A 15,757-nucleotide genomic window follows, 5' to 3' on the forward strand; every position below is an offset into this window, starting at 1 on the left:
TAATTGCGATCAGTTTGCAATAACGGCTGATCTTCAACAGGGGTGTACGAGCATGACGGGCCGATCGATACGAGCCGCGGCCGCCACGGCGCTCGCCGCCGCGCTGACCTTCGGCGCGGCGGCCTGCTCCCAGCCGGGCAGCGCCGGTGGGACCGGCGGGCGGGCCGAGGACTCGGCGGTCGTCGGCATCGCCTACGAACCCGAGACGCTGAGCCCGCTCCTCGGCTACGGCAAGGACGGCAACTCCAAGATCTTCGACGGACTGCTCGCCTTCGACGCGGACATGAAACTCCGCCCGGCGCTCGCCGCCGCGCTGCCCGAGGTGAGCGACGACGGGCTCACGTACACCTACCGGCTTCGCAAGGGCGTCGAGTTCAGCGACGGCGAGCCGTTCGGCGCCGGTGACGTCGTCTTCACCTACCGGACCATCCTCGACAAGCGGACCAACAATCCGTCCCGGACCGAACTGGACGTCGTCAAGGACGTGAAGGCCGTCGGGGACGACACCGTCGTCTTCACCCTCAAGTACCCCTACGCGCCGTTCGCCCAGCGCACCGTCCTGCCCATCGCCCCCGAGCACATCGCCGGCCGGCAGGACGTCAACACCGGCGACTTCACCACCGAGCCCGTCGGCACCGGCCCCTACATTCTCACCGGCTGGTCCAAGGGTGAGAAGATCAGCTTCAGGGCCAACCCCCGCTACTGGGGCGGCGCACCCGCGGTGAAGAAGTTCACCATGGCGATCATCAAGGACGACGACGTCCGCGCCACCCGGCTGCGCGCGGGCGACCTCGACGGGGCCATCCTGCCGCCCAACCTGGCCAAGGGCTTCGGCAGGGACGCGGGCCGGAAGACGTACACGGCCACCACCTACGACTACCGCACCGTCACCCTGCCCACCGGCAACAAGGTCGCCGGCGACACCGCCGTCCGCCGCGCCCTCGACATCGCCGTCGACCGCGAGGCCATGGTGAACAGCATCCTCAGCGGCGCGGGCAAGCCCGCCTACGGGCCCGTCCCCATCGGCAGCGAATGGTTCACCCGGGGCACCGAGCGCCGCCACGACCTCGCGGCGGCCAAGGAGATCCTCGACGACGCCGGCTGGAAGCCCGGCAAGGACGGCATCCGCGTCAAGGACGGCGTCCGCGCCGCCTTCCCGCTCTGGTACCTCACCGGCGACAAGCTCCGCCAGGACCACGCCCTCGCCTACGCCTCCGACGCCAAGAAGGCCGGCATCGACATCACCACCAAGGCCGGCACCTGGGAGGTCATCGAGCCCCGTATGGAGCACGACGCCGTCCTCGCGGGCGGCGGCGCACCCGGTGACCCCGACTTCGACCAGTACCTCCTGCTGAACTCCCGCCTCGCCGGCGACGGCTTCAACAACATGGCGCACTACGACAACCCGGCCGTCGACAAGGCCCTGGAGGACGGCCGCCGCAGCGGCGACAAGGCCGCACGCAAGGCCGCGTACGACACCGTCCAGCGCGAACTCGTCAAGAACCCCGGCTACACCTTCCTCACCCACATCGACCACGTCTACGTCGTGAACGACCGGTGGGACGGGCTGAGCACCCAGGTCGAGCCGCACGACCACGGTCTGGCCTCCGGCCCCTGGTGGAACGTCGAGGACTGGACGCCGAAGCAGTGAACCGCCGCCTCCCCTGGGGCGCGCTCGCACGCATGACCGGGCGGCGGGTCCTGCTCGCCGTGCCCGTCCTCGGCACCGTGACCTTCGCCGTGTTCGCCGTGGCCGCAGCCTCACCCTTCGACCCGGTCAAGGCGTACACCGGCAGCGCGGGACTGACCGCGTCGCAGGAGAACCTCGACCAGATCCGTGCCAACCTCGGCGTCGACCAGCCGCTGGTCACCCGCTGGTGGAACTGGCTGACGGCCGCCCTCCAGGGCGACTTCGGCGACTCCGCCGTCATGCGCATGCCCGTCGCCGACGTCATCGGCGAACGCATCGGCTGGTCCGTGCTGCTCGCCGCGACCGCGTTCGCACTCGCCGTCGTCCTCGGCACCGCCCTCGGCGTGCTCGCGGCCCGCCGCCGCGGCGGCTCGCTCGACCGCTGCGTCAGCTCCGCCGCGTACACCCTGGAGGCGGCCCCCGCGTTCTGGCTCGGACTGCTCGCCATCTGGTTCTTCGCCCTCGAACTGGGCGTCCTGCCCGCCGGCGGGCTCACCGACACCGCCAGCGACACCGTCACCTTCGGCCAGGTCGCCACCCATCTCGTGCTGCCCGCCGCCGTCCTCGGCATCACCCAGCTGCCGTGGTTCTTCCTCTACGCACGCCAAGGCGTCGGCGATGCCCTGGAGGAGGACCCGGTGCGCGGCGCCCGCGCCCGCGGCCTCACCGAACGCACCGTGCTCATCGGCCACGCCCTGCGCTCGGGCATGCTGCCGATGCTGACCCTCATCGGCTCCCGCGTTCCCGAACTCATCACCGGTGCCCTGCTGGTGGAGACGGTCTTCAGCTGGCCCGGCATCGCCGCGGCCACCGTCCAGGCCGCCACCTCCGTCGACTTCCCGCTGCTCGCCGCACTCACCGTGTTCGCGACGGCGGCCGTGCTGCTGGGCAACCTGATCTCCGACCTGCTGTACGGCCTGGCCGACCCGAGGGTGGGATTCGATGGCTGACCTCGCCTGGACGTCGCGCGGCCGCACCCGCCGCTCGACCCGCGCCGTGCGCGTCACCGTGTCGGCCGCCGTCGTCACCGTCGTGGCGCTCGCCGTCCTCGTCGTACCGCCCCTCGTGCAGCTCGACCAGCAGGCCGTCGACTTGTCGATGAAGCTCCAACCGCCCTCCGCCGCCCATCCGTTCGGGACCGACGACGTCGGCCGGGACCTGCTCCTGCGCTGCGTCTACGGGCTGCGCGTCTCGCTGCTCGTCGGTCTCGTCGCCGCCGTCGTCGCGACCCTCATCGGCACGGCGGTCGGAGCGGCCGCCGCGGCGTGCGGCGGCTGGACCGACCGGCTCCTGATGCGACTGGTGGACACGTTCTCCTCCGTGCCGCATCTGCTGCTCGGCATCTTCGTGGTCGCCATGTTCCGGCCGGGGGTGTGGCCCGTCATCGTCTCCGTCGCCCTCACGCACTGGCTGTCCACCGCCCGGATCGTCCGCTCCGAGGTGCTGTCCCTGCGCTCGCGCCCGTACATCGACGCGGCGATCAGCGGCGGCGCCACCAGGTGGCGGGTGACCGTACGGCACCTGCTGCCGGGCGTGCTGCCGCAGGCCGGGCTCGCGGCGGTCCTGATGGTGCCGCATGCGATGTGGCACGAATCGGCCCTGTCGTTCCTGGGCCTCGGCCTGCCGACGCACCAGGCCAGCCTCGGCAACCTCGTGCAGTCCGCACGCGGTTCGCTGCTCGCCGGCGACTGGTGGCCCACGCTCTTCCCCGGACTCCTCCTCATCGTCCCCACGCTGGCGATAGCGGGCCTGGCCGGCGCCTGGCGCGAAAGGATCAACCCGCGACGCCGATCGGAGCTGATGCTGTGACCACGCCGCAGACCCCCCGCCCGGCGCCACCGGACTCCTGCACCGCTGCGCCTGCGTCTGCGGCGGCCTCGGACGCGCGTGTGCGTGCCACGCAAGGTGCTGCCTCCGCCCCCGACGCGCTCGCCGGCGACGCGCCCGCGCCCGCGACGCAGCCCGCGCCTGCGGCAGACTCGGGCGCGCCCGGGCGCGCCGCGCGCGCCGTGCCCGGCGCAGACGTCGGGCCGCGGCCGCCCGTCCTCGGCGTACGCGGGCTTTCCGTGCGGTTTCGTATGCGTGGTGGGCGGCACGTCGCCGCCGTCGCCGACGTCTCGTTCGACCTCGCGGCGGGGGAGTGCCTCGCCCTCGTCGGCGAGAGCGGCTGCGGCAAGTCCGTGCTCGCCTCCGCGCTGCTCGGGCTGCTGCCGGGCAACGCGCAGACCGCCGGGTCCGCGGTCGTCGACGGCATCGAACTCCTCGACGCCGACGAGCGGACCCTCGCACGCACCGTCCGAGGGCGGCGCATCGGTCTGATCCCGCAGAGTCCCGCCGCCCACCTCACGCCCGTGCGGACCGTCGGTGCCCAACTCGCCGAGACCGTACGGCAGCTCACCGGACTTCGCGGAGCCGCAGCACGCCGCGCCGCCGCCGAGGCTGCTCAGCGTGCCGCGTTCCCCGCCGGCCACCTCGACAGGCACCCGCACGAACTGTCCGGCGGTCTCGCCCAGCGCGCCGCGACGGCGCTGGCCCTCGTCGGTGACGCGCCCCTGCTGCTCGCCGACGAACCGACCACCGGCCTCGACCGCGACCTCGTCGAGCACACCGCCGACGAACTGCGCCGCCACGCGGACCAGGGCCGTGCCCTGCTCCTGATCACCCACGACCTCGCCGCCGCGCAGCGCACCGCCGACCGCGTCGCCGTCATGTACGCCGGACGGATCGTCGAAATCGCCGATGCCGCCGGGTTCTTCGGCACACCCGGCCCCCGCCACCCGTACGCCCGTGGCCTGCTGAACGCCCTGCCGGAACGGGAGTTCGCGCCGATCCCCGGCCTGCCGCCGGAACTCGGCGACCTGCCGCCCGGATGCGCGTTCGCCCCGCGCTGCGTGCGCGCGTCCGACACCTGCGCCGCTCTGCCCGCACTCACCGACGGCGTCGCCTGCCACCACGCCGAGGAGCTCGACCGTGTTTGAACTCCAGGACGTCACCGCGGGCTACGACCGCCGCCACCCGGTCGTGCGAGGCGCCTCGCTGCACCTCGCGCCCGGCGAGGCCGTCGGCCTCCTCGGCCCCAGCGGCTGCGGCAAGTCCACCCTCGCCAGGGTCGCCGCGCTGCTGCACCGCCCCGACGCGGGCCGCGTCGTCCTCGACGGCGCGCCGGTACGCGGCTGGCGGCACGCCGCTCCCCGGGACCTGCGTACCGCCATCGGCGTCGTCTTCCAGCAGCCCCGGCTGTCCGCCGACCCCCGCCTGACGCTGCGGGCCCTGATCGCCGAACCGCTGCGCGCGACCGGGCGGCGGGCCGGGGCGGCCGACCGGGTCGAGGAGCTGGCGCGCACCGTGGGCCTGACCGGTGAACTCCTCGGCCGCCGACCGCACGAGGTCAGCGACGGCCAGCTGCAACGCGCCTGCCTCGCCCGAGCCCTGGTGCTCCGCCCGCGCTGGCTGATCTGCGACGAGATGACCGCGATGCTGGACGCCTCCACCACCGCGGCCCTCGTGGCCGCCGTCGAGAGCTACCGGCAGGACAGCGGTGCGGGCCTCCTCGCCGTCGGTCACGACCACGTCCTGCTGGGACGCTGGTGCGACCGCACCGTCCACTGGTCCCAGATCGCTTCCTGACGGCCCATAAGCCACCGGTCGCCACCACACGCACAGGTGACGGATGGCCGAACTCTTGGCCGTGGCCTGCCCATTGGCTCGCCGTCGTCGGATACTCGCGGAGCCCCGTCCGACTCGCCGAGCCCGGAGGCCACCGTGCCGACCACCCGTCGCAGAGCCGTCACCACGTTCGCCGCCGCACTGGCGGGCGCCGTCGCCGCCCCCGCCGCCGCGCAGGCCGCCGAGCGCGGCGGCGGACCCGCCCGGCCCACACCGCTCCGCCGCGCCCATGCCCACAACGACTACCTGCACGAACGGCCGCTCCACGACGCCCTCTCACACGGCTTCACCAGCGTCGAGGCCGACATCTTCCTCGTCGACGGCGACCTGCTCGTCGCCCACGAGCCCGCCGAACTCGACCCCTCCCGCACCCTGCGCGGCCTCTACCTCGAACCGCTGCTCGCCCGCGTGCGCGCCAACCACGGCAGCGTGTACCGCGGTTACCGCCGGCCGGTGCAGCTGCTCGTCGACATCAAGACGGACGGCGTCGCCGCCTACCGCGAGCTCGACCGCCAACTGCGCGACTACCGGCGGATGCTGAGCAGCTGCACCGACGGCCGCGTCCGCCTGGGCGCCGTCACTCCCGTCGTCTCCGGCGACCGCACCGCCCGTTCCCCCATGGAGGAGCAGCGCCGCCGGTACGCCTTCTACGATGGGCGCCTGGACGACCTCGCCGCCCCGGCGCCCGCCCCCGCCTCCTTCATCCCGCTGATCTCCAGCAACTGGACCCACAGCTTCAGCTGGCTCGGCATGGGCCCGTTCCCCGCGGCGGAACGGGAGAAGCTGCACGCCCTCGTCGCCACCGCCCACGGCCGCGGCCAGCGGGTCCGCTTCTGGGCCACCCCCGACACGCCCGGCCCCGCCCGCGACGCACTGTGGCGCGAACTGCTGGCCGCCGACGTGGACCACGTCAACACCGACGACCTGGCAGGACTCGAGAGGTTCCTGCGTTCCGAGGACCGCTGAGCCGAGTCACCCGTACGGCCGACACGCCAGTCGGCCGTACGGGCCCACCGCTGCGCCAGACTGGCCGCCGAACGCCGCAATCCCGCCGCGGCGAAGGAGGTTGGTGATGGCCATTTCGATCTCGTTGGTACTTCTGCTCCTCGTACTGGCAGTGATCTTTCTGCGCAACGGTGGTCTGAAGATGTCCCATGCCGTGGTCTGCGCCCTGCTCGGATTCTTCCTCGCCGGCACGAGCATGGCTCCGACCATCCACGAGGGCATCGCGGCGACCGCCGATGTCGTCGGCAACCTCAGGCCATGAACCACCTGCTCAGGCCATGAACCACCTGATCAGGCCATGAACGACCTGATCAGGAACCGCACTCCCTCAGGGGCCTCCAGTGAGAAGCCGCTGCCCCGGCCCTCGACCACGTCGACCACGAGCCGGGTGTGGCTCCACCGCTCGTACTGACTCCGGGACATCCAGAACGGAACCGGCTCCCCGACTCCCTCCACACCCAACTCGGCCAGCAGCACGTCCGACGCCCCGGTCCGGAACTCCCCGGCCTGGTAGCACATGGGCGCACTGCCGTCGCAGCAGCCGCCCGACTGGTGGAACATCAGCGGCCCGTGGGCCGCCCGCAGCCGCCGCAGCAGATCGGCCGCCGCGGGCGTGAGTTCCACCGGGCGGCTCCCGTGCTCGTTCATAGGACGACCCCTTCTCGACCACCTGCCGACGCGGACAGTGACCAGTCAACTCCGCCGCGGGTTGCGAGAACGTTGCACGCCCGGCGGGCCACACCGGCGCTGGTTGCCCGTCGTCGGCGCAGGGGGCCACAATTGAGGCAGGTTGGGTCATGGGGGCGCAGGACCTCATAAGGAGCGCCCATGCATCCCGCTGCTCTGGCCGGTGCCGCCGCAGGCCGCCTGGCACACTTCGCCGTCTCGGGCACAGTCGGCGCACTGATCCTCCGCGGAGCCGCCAAAGCCGCGCCCGCTCTGAAGCCCGCTGCCCGCAAGGCACTCGTCGGCGGGATCGCGGGCGGGATCGTGGCAGGCCGCTGGCTCGGTTCGGCGGCCGAGGAAGCGCGGCTCAAGGCGGGGGACATGATGGCCGAGGCCCGGTCCTCGCTGGGTGAGGAGGCGCCGCCGCCCTCCGCGGTCAGCGTCGAGGGCCACGACCACGACCACGAACACTGATCATGTCCGGCATCGCCGTGCGCTCCGTGGCCGCGGGCCGGGTGCGGCTGACCGTGCCGTGGCTCAGGGACCGGCCCGGCTGCGCCGGCCTGGTCGACGAGCGGCTCGCCGATGTCCGGGGGTTCCGGGCGCTGCGGATCTTTCCCCGCACCGGCAGCGTGGTGGTCTGGGTCGCGCAGGACCACCTGGACGTGGACCGGCTGGTGGCCGCCCTTGAGGAGGCGCCGCCGCCGTCCGCCGTGGTCCGGGAGAGCCGCGCGACACCGGACTCCTCCACGGGTGAACTCGCCCGGCTGGTGGTGGGCGGAGCCGTCCTCGCGGTCGTCGCCGTGCACCGGCTGCTGCTGCGCCGCCCGCCCTGGACCGGGGGAGGCCGGCTGGGCTTCCTGCGCTTCGCCACCGTCTTCAGCGGCCTGCCCTTCTTCCGCGGCGCCGTGACCACCGCGCTGGGCCGCAGGTACCCCGGTACGGACACGCTGGTCACCGCGGCGACGGTGATTTCGCTGGTGCTGCGGGAGAACGTGGTGGCGCTGACCGTGCTGTGGCTGCTGAACATCGGCGAGTTCCTGCAGACCATCACGCTGCGCCGCACCCGCCGGGCCATCGAGGAGCTTTTGAGCGTCGGGGAGGAGCGGGTGTGGCTCGTACGCGAGGGCGTCGAGGTGGAGGTGCCCCTGGAGGACGTCGCGACGGACGACCTGGTCGCCGTCTACGAGCACCACAGGATCCCCGTCGACGGCACGGTCGTCGCCGGTGAGGGCCTGGTCGACCAGGCGGCGATCACCGGAGAGGCCCTCCCCGTCTACATGCACCAGGGCAGCGACGTCTACGCCGGCACCGTCGTCACCAACGGGTCCCTCATCGTCCGGGCCACGTCCGTCGGCCGCGACACCACCGTGGGCCGCATCATCGGGCGGGTGGAGGAGGCCCAGGCGGACCGGGCGCCCATCCAGACCGTGGCGACCCGCTTCACGCGCCGGTTCGTCCCGGTCTCCTTCGCCCTCGCGGCGGGTACGTACGCCCTCACCCGTGACGCCCGGCGGGCCATGACCATGCTGCTCATCGCCTGCCCCTGCGCCGCCGGACTGGCCACGCCGACCGCGATCAGCGCGGCCATCGGCAACGGCGCCCGCCACGGAACCCTCATCAAGGGCGGCACACACCTGGAGGGCGTCGGACGGGTCACGGCCGTGGTCTTCGACAAGACCGGCACCCTCACGCTGGGCCGGCCGCTCGTCACCAGCGTGGTCACCTTCCACGACCGGTTCACCACCGACGAGGTGCTGAGCCTCGCGGCGTCGGGCGAACTGCACGCCCGGCACCCCCTGGCGGAGGCCATCGTGCGCCGCAGTGAGGAGCAGCACCTGCAGGTGCCGATCCACCAGGCGTGCGAGGTCGTCCTCGGCATGGGGATGCGCGCCGAGCTGGACGGCAGCCGCCTTCTCGTCGGCAGCCCGGCCCTGCTCCGCAGGCACGGGATGCAACTGCCGCCGGACGCGCAGGCGTGGACGGAACGGCTGCGCGCACAGGGCGAGACCGTCATCTGCATCGCCCACGACGACGACCTCATCGGCATGCTCGGCCTCTCCGACGCCGTCCGCGGCGGAGCGCACACGGTCGTGCGGCAGCTGGAGGACCTCGGTGTGCGGCGCATCGTCCTGCTCACCGGAGACGCCCCCGAGACGGCCCAGGCGGTCGCCGACGCCCTCGGCATCACCGAGGTGCATGCCCACGCCCTGCCCGAGGGCAAGCTCCAGCTGATCCGCGACCTTCAGGACGAGGGGCATCTCGTCGCCATGGTCGGCGACGGCACCAACGACGCCCCAGCTCTCGCCCTGGCGGACGTCGGCATCGCGATGGGCGCGCACTCCTCGCACGTGGCGCTGGAGACCGCCGACATCGCGCTGGCGGGCAACGACCTCCAGCAGGTCGCCGCCGTCGTCGAACTGAGCCGCCGGACGCTGCGCGTCGTACGGCAGAACTACGGTCTGGCCATCGGTGTGAACCTGGCCGGCCTCGGCGCCGGGGCCGGCGGCTCGATCAACCCGGTGGTGGCCGCCCTGCTGCACAACACGAGCAGCATCGCGGTGGTCGGCAACTCGGCCCGGCTCGTCAACCACACCCCGCGCCTGCCGGGCGAACGAGGCCCGGCCCGGTACGCGGCGCCGCTGGAGAGCCGCCGGGTGATCTGAGAACCGGACCCCGCGACCGGGCCCGGAGGTCAGCGACGTGGCTGCTCGTCCGCGGCGGCCCGCTCCTCGTTCTTCGCCTTGATACGCGCCGCTTCCTTGCGGACCTCGGCCTGGGTGGCCCGCTCCTTCTGCAGCCACTCGGGGAGGTCCCGCTTCAGCGCGTCGATCTGCTCCGTGGTGAGCGGGTCGGTGATTCCGCCGCGGGCGAGGCCCGCGATCGAGATGCCGAGCTTCGCCGCGACCACCGGCCGGGGGTGCGGGCCGTTGCGTCGCAGGTCCTGCAGCCACTGGGGCGGATCGGCCTGCAGGGCGTTCAGTTCGGTGCGCGAGACGACACCCTCCTGGAACTCGGCGGGGGTGGCCTCGAGGTACACACCCAGTTTCTTCGCCGCGGTGGCGGGCTTCATCGTCTGGGTGCTCTGGTGCGACGTCATGGGTCAAGGGTATCGAGCGTGTGTGCTGCCGCCGACCACGGACGGTAGCCTTGCGGCGTGACAGGTTCGGAAGCATCCCCTTCGTTCCGGCTCGCCTATGTCCCGGGAGTGACGCCCACGAAGTGGGTGCGGATCTGGAACGAGCGGCTGCCCGACGTCCCCCTGACCCTGGTCGGCGTGGCCGCCGACGAGGCGTTCGACATGCTGCGGGGCGGTGACGCCGACGCCGGTTTCGTACGGCTGCCGGTCGACCGGACGGACCTCAGCGCCATCCCCCTCTACACCGAGACGACGGTCGTCGTGGTCCCGAAGGACCACCTCGTCGCGGCGGTGGACGAGGTGTCCACCGACGATCTCGCCGACGACATCGTGCTGCATCCCCTCGACGACACCCTCGACTGGGAGCACCCGCCGGGACGCCCCGCGATCGAGCGCCCGGCGACGACGGCGGACGCCGTCGAACTGGTGGCGGCAGGGGTGGGACTGCTGGTCGTCCCGCAGTCGCTGGCCCGCCTGCACCACCGCAAGGACCTGACCTACCGGCCCGTCTCGGACGCCCCCCAGTCACGCGTCGCGCTGTCGTGGCCGCAGGACGAGACCACCGACCTGGTGGAGCAGTTCATCGGCATCGTGCGCGGCCGCACCGTCAACAGCACGCGGGGCCGCCCGCCGGCCGAGGCCCAGCCGAAGACCAGGACCAAGCCCAAGGCACAGAGTCAGGACAAGGGCGGCGCACGGCGGAAGCCCGCGGCCGGCACGTCCTCCGGCCGCGGCCCCCGCACCGGTTCCGGCGGCGCCAAGGGCGCCAAGCGCGGCCGTCCGCGGCGCAAGTCCTAGGGGGGTGTCTCGCGCCGACGCCGTCCCCGCGCCTCACGGTCCGGGGTCGGCGGCCGGCAGCGGGCATGGTCAGGATCTGCTGCGCGTGTCCGACCGGGCCGGTGACGTCGTGCAGGACGGTGCTGGTGATGCCCTGGCCGGCGGGGCCGAAGGTCACCGTGGTGTCGAGTCCCGTCCAGCGGCCCTCGGGCCGGCGGTGGAGGTGGACGGTCAGGTCGACGTTGGGGTCCATCCACCTCGGGTGGGCGGGCTGGACGTGGTGACGCGGGCGGGGCTCAGGGACCGAGGACCGTACTGGCCAGGACCACGTGGACGGCCGTGCCGCCGAGGATGCTCAGGTACCGCACGGTGCTGCTCGCGCGCAGCGGGGCGAGGGCGGCGCAGATGCAGGCCGAGCTGGACGAGGTGATCTGATGCCGATCGCCGTCGACATCGACGTGATGCCGGCCAAGCGGAAGATGTCCGTGGGTGAACTCGCGGAACGTGTCGGGATCACCCCCGCCAACCTGGCGGTGCTCAAGAACGGCCGCGCCAAGGCGGTGCGCTTCACGACGCTCGCCGCGCTCTGCGAGGCACTGGAGTGCCGGCCGGGAGACCTGCTGCGCCGGGAGTCCGAGGACGCCGCGGAAGGTTGACGTCCGCGGCCGCCGGCGACGGCGGGCACGGCTGACGCGTCGTATCACCGCGCCGCACTCGCCAAGTAAATTCGAACAGGAGTATGGTTTCGAGCATGGCCGAGACCGACTTCCCCGACGACCTGCGCAATGCCCAGACCCGGCTTCACCAGGCAACATCCGAGCTGGCCGCGCTGTGCCGCACCCTGCCGTGGAGTGTGGAGCCCCTGGCCGGCTGGGAAGGGCAGGTGCATCCGCACACCGGCGACGTCACCGGTGGTCGCGAGGACAGCCCTGGCTGGACCGAGCAGCAGAAGGCCGCCGTGGACAGGCTCCGCGCGGAGTGCCTCGCGCTGTCCGCCGCCGTGGCCACGCATCCGTACTGGGACACCGTCGAACGGGAGAAGGCCGTGGACACCCGGATGCGGCTGAAGTCCGTCACCCGGCCCGAGGCGGTGCCCGTCGTGGACGTCGAGACCGCCGCCTAGAGCGACCGACCGAGATACCTGTCCCGCCATGTCCGATCCGATACCCCAGCTGTCCCGTCTGCAGAAGCTGCGCATCGTGGAGCAGTACCAGGCGTACCAACTGGAGCGCACCAGGGCCACGATCAGCGCGCTGGAAGCGGCGGAGGGGCGCCGGCTGAAGCAGGAGCGCGCGGCGCGCGAAGGGGCCTCGTGGAAGATCGAGCCGTCCCGGGCGACAGCCGACGACTTCGCGATCCTGCACCGCGGCGGCTGTCACATGTACCGGCATCCGGGAGGCCGACTGAGCCGCGAGGAGGCGGTGATCGCCCTCGGGGAGGCGGACATCAGGCCGTGCGAGATCTGCCGGCCGGAGACCGGGCTCGCGTGACGTACAGGGCGCGCGGCCTCCGGCAAGCCGCCGGAGGCTCGCGCCGGCGTACGGGCCGGGAGGGCGGTTCAGGCGTCGGGGCCGTACGCGTCGCGCAGTTCGGGGCGAGTTGAGGTGTTCCGGATCGTGGACGCGACGAGGCGCGGGAGGCGCGGCGCCGTCCGCACGGCGGGACACCGTCGCCCGGGTGGGGCCGGCTCGGCATACTGACGTGTCTTGATCACCGCCACTCACCAGGAGGAGCCATGGCTGCTGCTTTCAAGACCGTCATCCGGGTGGACCCGGACCATCTCGAACAGGCCCGGGCCATCGACCGGTTGTTCCAGGAGGCGATCGCCCCGGCGACCGTCAACTTCGACTTCGGCAACATCCGGGCCGCCGCCGCCTCGCTCCCCGACAGCGCCATCGTGAAGATGGTCCGGGGCTGGGGGCTCCAGGAGATCGCACCCGCCATGGTCATGGTGCTCTCGCTCAAGGAAGCGGTCCGCCAGGCCCTGCCGGGGACGTTCGCCGACGCCTCCTGCTGGGAGACGGTCGAAGAGGAACTCGTCCGCGCGTTCGCCGGCCTCGGTGCGCAGCAGGGTGAGCCGGGCCTCTCGTTCTACGAGGAGGGCGCGGACCGCACCAGCTACTACCGGGACCTGTTCTTCGCCCTCCAGGACGAGGAGACCGGTGAGCACCTCTACGCGATCGCCCTGTGCATCGATGTGACCGTCGGCCTGGGGAAGGCCGCGGTCGAGGCCCTGGAGATCTCGGACATCGCCCCGTACGCGATCCGGCTCAACGCCATCGTGCTGCGGCAGCAGCTGGGGCTCGCGGCGTGACGCACGTCTGACCGGCACCGGTACGCACTCGCACCGGTCCCGCCCCGGCCCGCCGTCCCGGGCCGGAATCCCGCACACGTCCGCCCCGATCCACACCAAGGCCCGCCGGACCCGGAACACATGGTCCGGTTCCCGCACAACGCCCCATCCGCTCGCCTCCGTTCACGGACGGCGCTAGCGTGACCGGGTGGACACGATCAACGGGGTGGAGATCATCGCCTTCCCGGACGCCGAGGCGTTCGATGACTGGCTCGCGCACCACCACACGCGCCGTGAGGGCGTGTGGGTCAAGGTCGCCAAGAGAAACTCCGGCATCCCGTCGGTCACGAGCGAGGAGCTCGTGGACGTGGGACTGTGCTACGGCTGGATCTCCGGGCAACGGCGGGCGCTCGACGACCGGCACTACCTCCAGAAGTACGTACCGCGGCGACCCCACAGCCTCTGGTCGCAGGTGAACGTCGAGAAGGTCGTGCGACTCACGGCAGAGGGACGCATGCGGGAGCCCGGCCTGGCCGAGGTCCGCAAGGCGCAGGAGGACGGGCGCTGGGCCAGGGCGTACGAATCGCAGAAGTCGGCCACGGTGCCGGACGACCTCATGGCCGCGCTCGATGCGCACCCCTCGGCGAAGACGGCCTTCGAGGCACTGGACAGGACCGATCGGTACCTGCTGATCCTGCCGCTGCTCCAGGCGCCCACCGCCCGTGCCAGGCGGCTGCGGCTGGACAAGGCGCTGCGCACGCTGACCGAAGGGCCGTCGGGTCCACCCCACTCGCCGGCCGCTCCCTGAGCAGCAGCGGCGGAGCAGAGCCGCGATGAGCCGGGCACAACAGGGCGAATCGGCACAGACTGTCGCTCGGGCAGGGGCGATGGAATGATCGAAAGAGAGGGGGGTTAGCATATGAGCGCCGCCTAGCTCGAAAGATAAACCTGTGACTGTCAACGACGACTCGTTCACCAACTGGAAGAACCGCGAAGAGATCGCGGAGTCGATGATCCCGATCATCGGGAAGCTGCACCGGGAGCGGGACGTCACCGTCCTCCTCCACAGCCGCTCCTTGGTGAACAAGTCGGTGGTCAGCATCCTCAAGACCCACCGCTTCGCCCGGCAGATCGCAGGCGAGGAGCTCTCGGTCACCGAGACCCTGCCGTTCCTGCAGGCCCTCACCGCGCTGGATCTCGGGCCTTCCCAGATCGACATCGGCATGCTCGCCGCGACGTACAAGACCGACGACCGGGGTCTGTCGGTGGACGAGTTCACCGCCGAGGCCGTCGCCGGTGCCACGGGCGCCAACAAGATCGAGCGCCGCGAGGGACGCGACGTCGTCCTCTACGGCTTCGGCCGCATCGGCCGCCTCGTCGCCCGCCTCCTCATCGAGAAGGCCGGTTCCGGCAACGGCCTGCGCCTGCGCGCCATCGTCGTGCGCGGGGGCGGCGAGCGGGCCGCCGAGGACATCGTCAAGCGCGCCTCGCTGCTGCGCCGCGACTCGATCCACGGCCAGTTCCAGGGCACCATCACCGTCGACGAGGCGACCAGCACGATCGTCGCCAACGGCAACGCGATCAAGGTGATCTACGCGAACGACCCGTCCGAGGTCGACTACACCGCGTACGGCATCAAGGACGCCATCCTCATCGACAACACCGGCAAGTGGCGCGACCGCGAGGGCCTGTCGAAGCACCTGCGTCCCGGCATCGACAAGGTGGTCCTGACCGCCCCGGGCAAGGGCGACGTCCCCAACATCGTGCACGGTGTCAACCACGACATGATCAAGCCGGACGAGCGGGTCCTGTCCTGCGCCTCCTGCACCACCAACGCGATCGTCCCGCCGCTGAAGGCGATGGACGACGAGTACGGCGTCCTGCGCGGCCACGTGGAGACCGTCCACTCGTTCACCAACGACCAGAACCTGCTGGACAACTACCACAAGGCCGACCGCCGCGGCCGCTCGGCGCCGCTCAACATGGTGATCACCGAGACCGGTGCCGCCTCCGCCGTCGCCAAGGCGCTGCCCGACCTGAAGGCGCCGATCACCGGCAGCTCGATCCGCGTCCCCGTCCCGGACGTCTCGATCGCCATCCTGAGCCTGCGCCTGGGCCGCGAGACCACCCGCGACGAGGTCCTGGAGTACCTCCGCGACGTCTCGCTGCACTCGCCGCTCAAGCGCCAGATCGACTTCACCACCGCCCCCGACGCGGTCTCCATGGACTTCGTCGGCTCGCGTCACGCCTCGATCGTCGACGCCGGTGCCACCAAGGTCGACGGCGACAACGCCATCCTCTACCTCTGGTACGACAACGAGTTCGGCTACTCCTGCCAGGTCATCCGGGTCGTCCAGCACGTCTCCGGCGTGGAGTACCCGACCTTCCCGGCTCCGGCGGTCTGATCCCGGCAAACCGTCCGGCCGTTCGATCCGGTGACCCGGCAGGCGGGGCGGCGGTGGGGCAACCGAGCCCGATCAGGGGTCCGGTTGCTCTCCCACCGCCACCCGCCGGCCGGCAC

18 protein-coding genes and 1 pseudogene are annotated in these 15,757 nt (G+C 72.0%); 16 read left to right on the forward strand and 3 right to left on the reverse strand.

Annotated elements, in window-relative coordinates:
* The first annotated feature begins 52 nt into the window (after positions 1-52).
* The 7 genes from ACF08N_RS04475 to ACF08N_RS04505 all read left to right on the forward strand — a co-directional run bounded on the left by ACF08N_RS04475 (position 53) and on the right by ACF08N_RS04505 (position 6,623).
* Positions 53-1,651 (forward strand): ABC transporter substrate-binding protein, encoded by a 1,599-nt coding sequence (locus ACF08N_RS04475; RefSeq protein ID WP_392323090.1) that lies wholly within the window; start codon positions 53-55, stop codon positions 1,649-1,651.
* On the forward strand, positions 1,648-2,640 hold the full coding sequence (locus ACF08N_RS04480) for an ABC transporter permease (protein ID WP_392323091.1): 993 nt from the start codon (positions 1,648-1,650) through the stop codon (positions 2,638-2,640). The genes ACF08N_RS04475 and ACF08N_RS04480 overlap by 4 nt, the downstream gene beginning before the upstream one ends.
* The gene (locus ACF08N_RS04485; RefSeq protein ID WP_392323092.1) at positions 2,633-3,499 is read left to right on the forward strand and encodes an ABC transporter permease; all 867 of its coding nucleotides are present in this window, start codon (positions 2,633-2,635) and stop codon (positions 3,497-3,499) included. The genes ACF08N_RS04480 and ACF08N_RS04485 overlap by 8 nt, the downstream gene beginning before the upstream one ends.
* A gap of 269 nt (positions 3,500-3,768) precedes the next feature.
* Positions 3,769-4,668 (forward strand): ABC transporter ATP-binding protein, encoded by a 900-nt coding sequence (locus ACF08N_RS04490; protein WP_392323422.1) that lies wholly within the window; start codon positions 3,769-3,771, stop codon positions 4,666-4,668.
* Positions 4,661-5,317: an ABC transporter ATP-binding protein gene (locus tag ACF08N_RS04495; protein WP_392323093.1), complete on the forward strand. Its 657-nt coding sequence runs from the start codon at positions 4,661-4,663 to the stop codon at positions 5,315-5,317. Before ACF08N_RS04490 ends, ACF08N_RS04495 begins: the two co-directional genes overlap by 8 nt.
* 135 nt (positions 5,318-5,452) lie before the next feature.
* A complete protein-coding gene (locus ACF08N_RS04500; protein ID WP_392323094.1) occupies positions 5,453-6,322 on the forward strand; it encodes a phosphatidylinositol-specific phospholipase C/glycerophosphodiester phosphodiesterase family protein in 870 nt (289 codons plus the stop codon).
* A gap of 106 nt (positions 6,323-6,428) precedes the next feature.
* Entirely contained in the window at positions 6,429-6,623 is a 195-nt protein-coding gene (locus ACF08N_RS04505; protein ID WP_392323095.1) for a hypothetical protein, read from the forward strand.
* A gap of 29 nt (positions 6,624-6,652) precedes the next feature.
* On the opposite strand, the gene ACF08N_RS04510 is transcribed toward ACF08N_RS04505, so the two are convergent.
* The gene (locus ACF08N_RS04510) at positions 6,653-7,009 is read right to left on the reverse strand and encodes a DUF779 domain-containing protein (protein ID WP_392323096.1); all 357 of its coding nucleotides are present in this window, start codon (positions 7,007-7,009) and stop codon (positions 6,653-6,655) included.
* Between the two features lie 180 nt (positions 7,010-7,189).
* On the opposite strand from ACF08N_RS04510, the gene ACF08N_RS04515 reads away from it, so the two are divergent.
* Positions 7,190-7,501, forward strand: a complete 312-nt coding sequence (locus tag ACF08N_RS04515; RefSeq protein ID WP_392323097.1) for a DUF1490 family protein — start codon at positions 7,190-7,192, stop codon at positions 7,499-7,501.
* Positions 7,502-7,503: 2 nt separating this feature from the next.
* The gene (locus ACF08N_RS04520; RefSeq protein ID WP_392323098.1) at positions 7,504-9,693 is read left to right on the forward strand and encodes a heavy metal translocating P-type ATPase; all 2,190 of its coding nucleotides are present in this window, start codon (positions 7,504-7,506) and stop codon (positions 9,691-9,693) included.
* A gap of 29 nt (positions 9,694-9,722) precedes the next feature.
* Here ACF08N_RS04520 and ACF08N_RS04525 read toward each other — a convergent pair whose 3' ends face one another.
* Complete coding sequence (locus tag ACF08N_RS04525; RefSeq protein ID WP_392323099.1) at positions 9,723-10,127, reverse strand: DUF5997 family protein; 405 nt, start codon at positions 10,125-10,127, stop codon at positions 9,723-9,725.
* Between the two features lie 57 nt (positions 10,128-10,184).
* Here ACF08N_RS04525 and ACF08N_RS04530 point away from each other — a divergent pair, with 57 nt between their 5' ends.
* Positions 10,185-10,964 (forward strand): LysR family substrate-binding domain-containing protein, encoded by a 780-nt coding sequence (locus ACF08N_RS04530; protein ID WP_392323100.1) that lies wholly within the window; start codon positions 10,185-10,187, stop codon positions 10,962-10,964.
* 64 nt (positions 10,965-11,028) lie between these two features.
* Here ACF08N_RS04530 and ACF08N_RS04535 read toward each other — a convergent pair.
* Positions 11,029-11,199, reverse strand: a pseudogene (locus ACF08N_RS04535) (thioesterase family protein); the annotation flags it as partial.
* Positions 11,200-11,377: 178 nt separating this feature from the next.
* Here ACF08N_RS04535 and ACF08N_RS04540 point away from each other — a divergent pair.
* From ACF08N_RS04540 to ACF08N_RS04565, 6 genes are all read left to right on the forward strand, one after another.
* Positions 11,378-11,599 carry a helix-turn-helix domain-containing protein gene (locus ACF08N_RS04540; protein WP_392323101.1) on the forward strand — a complete coding sequence of 74 codons (222 nt, stop codon included), beginning with the start codon at positions 11,378-11,380 and terminating at the stop codon, positions 11,597-11,599.
* A gap of 95 nt (positions 11,600-11,694) precedes the next feature.
* Positions 11,695-12,066: a hypothetical protein gene (locus ACF08N_RS04545; protein WP_392323102.1), complete on the forward strand. Its 372-nt coding sequence runs from the start codon at positions 11,695-11,697 to the stop codon at positions 12,064-12,066.
* Between the two features lie 28 nt (positions 12,067-12,094).
* Complete coding sequence (locus tag ACF08N_RS04550) at positions 12,095-12,433, forward strand: DUF6233 domain-containing protein (protein WP_392323103.1); 339 nt, start codon at positions 12,095-12,097, stop codon at positions 12,431-12,433.
* A 245-nt stretch (positions 12,434-12,678) separates the two neighbouring features.
* A complete protein-coding gene (locus ACF08N_RS04555) occupies positions 12,679-13,257 on the forward strand; it encodes a Type-2Aa cytolytic delta-endotoxin (protein ID WP_392323104.1) in 579 nt (192 codons plus the stop codon).
* A 187-nt stretch (positions 13,258-13,444) separates the two neighbouring features.
* Positions 13,445-14,044: a YdeI family protein gene (locus ACF08N_RS04560; RefSeq protein WP_392323105.1), complete on the forward strand. Its 600-nt coding sequence runs from the start codon at positions 13,445-13,447 to the stop codon at positions 14,042-14,044.
* Positions 14,045-14,186: 142 nt separating this feature from the next.
* On the forward strand, positions 14,187-15,641 hold the full coding sequence (locus ACF08N_RS04565; protein WP_392323106.1) for a glyceraldehyde-3-phosphate dehydrogenase: 1,455 nt from the start codon (positions 14,187-14,189) through the stop codon (positions 15,639-15,641).
* Positions 15,642-15,757 lie beyond the last annotated feature (116 nt).

Origin of the sequence: Streptomyces sp. NPDC015127 (genome assembly GCF_043080095.1) — a bacterium.
Taxonomy (GTDB): domain Bacteria; phylum Actinomycetota; class Actinomycetes; order Streptomycetales; family Streptomycetaceae; genus Streptomyces.

Bases quoted from the DNA above. Each gene is read 5' to 3' on its own strand.
- ACF08N_RS04525 (WP_392323099.1), bottom strand. From the start codon at position 10,127: ATGACGTCGCACCAGAGCACCCAGACGATGAAGCCCGCCACCGCGGCG.
- ACF08N_RS04490 (WP_392323422.1), top strand. From the start codon at position 3,769: ATGCGTGGTGGGCGGCACGTCGCCGCCGTCGCCGACGTCTCGTTCGAC.
- ACF08N_RS04520 (WP_392323098.1), top strand. From the start codon at position 7,504: ATGTCCGGCATCGCCGTGCGCTCCGTGGCCGCGGGCCGGGTGCGGCTG.
- ACF08N_RS04475 (WP_392323090.1), top strand. From the start codon at position 53: ATGACGGGCCGATCGATACGAGCCGCGGCCGCCACGGCGCTCGCCGCC.
- ACF08N_RS04515 (WP_392323097.1), top strand. From the start codon at position 7,190: ATGCATCCCGCTGCTCTGGCCGGTGCCGCCGCAGGCCGCCTGGCACAC.
- ACF08N_RS04505 (WP_392323095.1), top strand. From the start codon at position 6,429: ATGGCCATTTCGATCTCGTTGGTACTTCTGCTCCTCGTACTGGCAGTG.
- ACF08N_RS04485 (WP_392323092.1), top strand. From the start codon at position 2,633: ATGGCTGACCTCGCCTGGACGTCGCGCGGCCGCACCCGCCGCTCGACC.
- ACF08N_RS04540 (WP_392323101.1), top strand. From the start codon at position 11,378: ATGCCGATCGCCGTCGACATCGACGTGATGCCGGCCAAGCGGAAGATG.
- ACF08N_RS04555 (WP_392323104.1), top strand. From the start codon at position 12,679: ATGGCTGCTGCTTTCAAGACCGTCATCCGGGTGGACCCGGACCATCTC.
- ACF08N_RS04545 (WP_392323102.1), top strand. From the start codon at position 11,695: ATGGCCGAGACCGACTTCCCCGACGACCTGCGCAATGCCCAGACCCGG.
- ACF08N_RS04510 (WP_392323096.1), bottom strand. From the start codon at position 7,009: ATGAACGAGCACGGGAGCCGCCCGGTGGAACTCACGCCCGCGGCGGCC.
- ACF08N_RS04550 (WP_392323103.1), top strand. From the start codon at position 12,095: ATGTCCGATCCGATACCCCAGCTGTCCCGTCTGCAGAAGCTGCGCATC.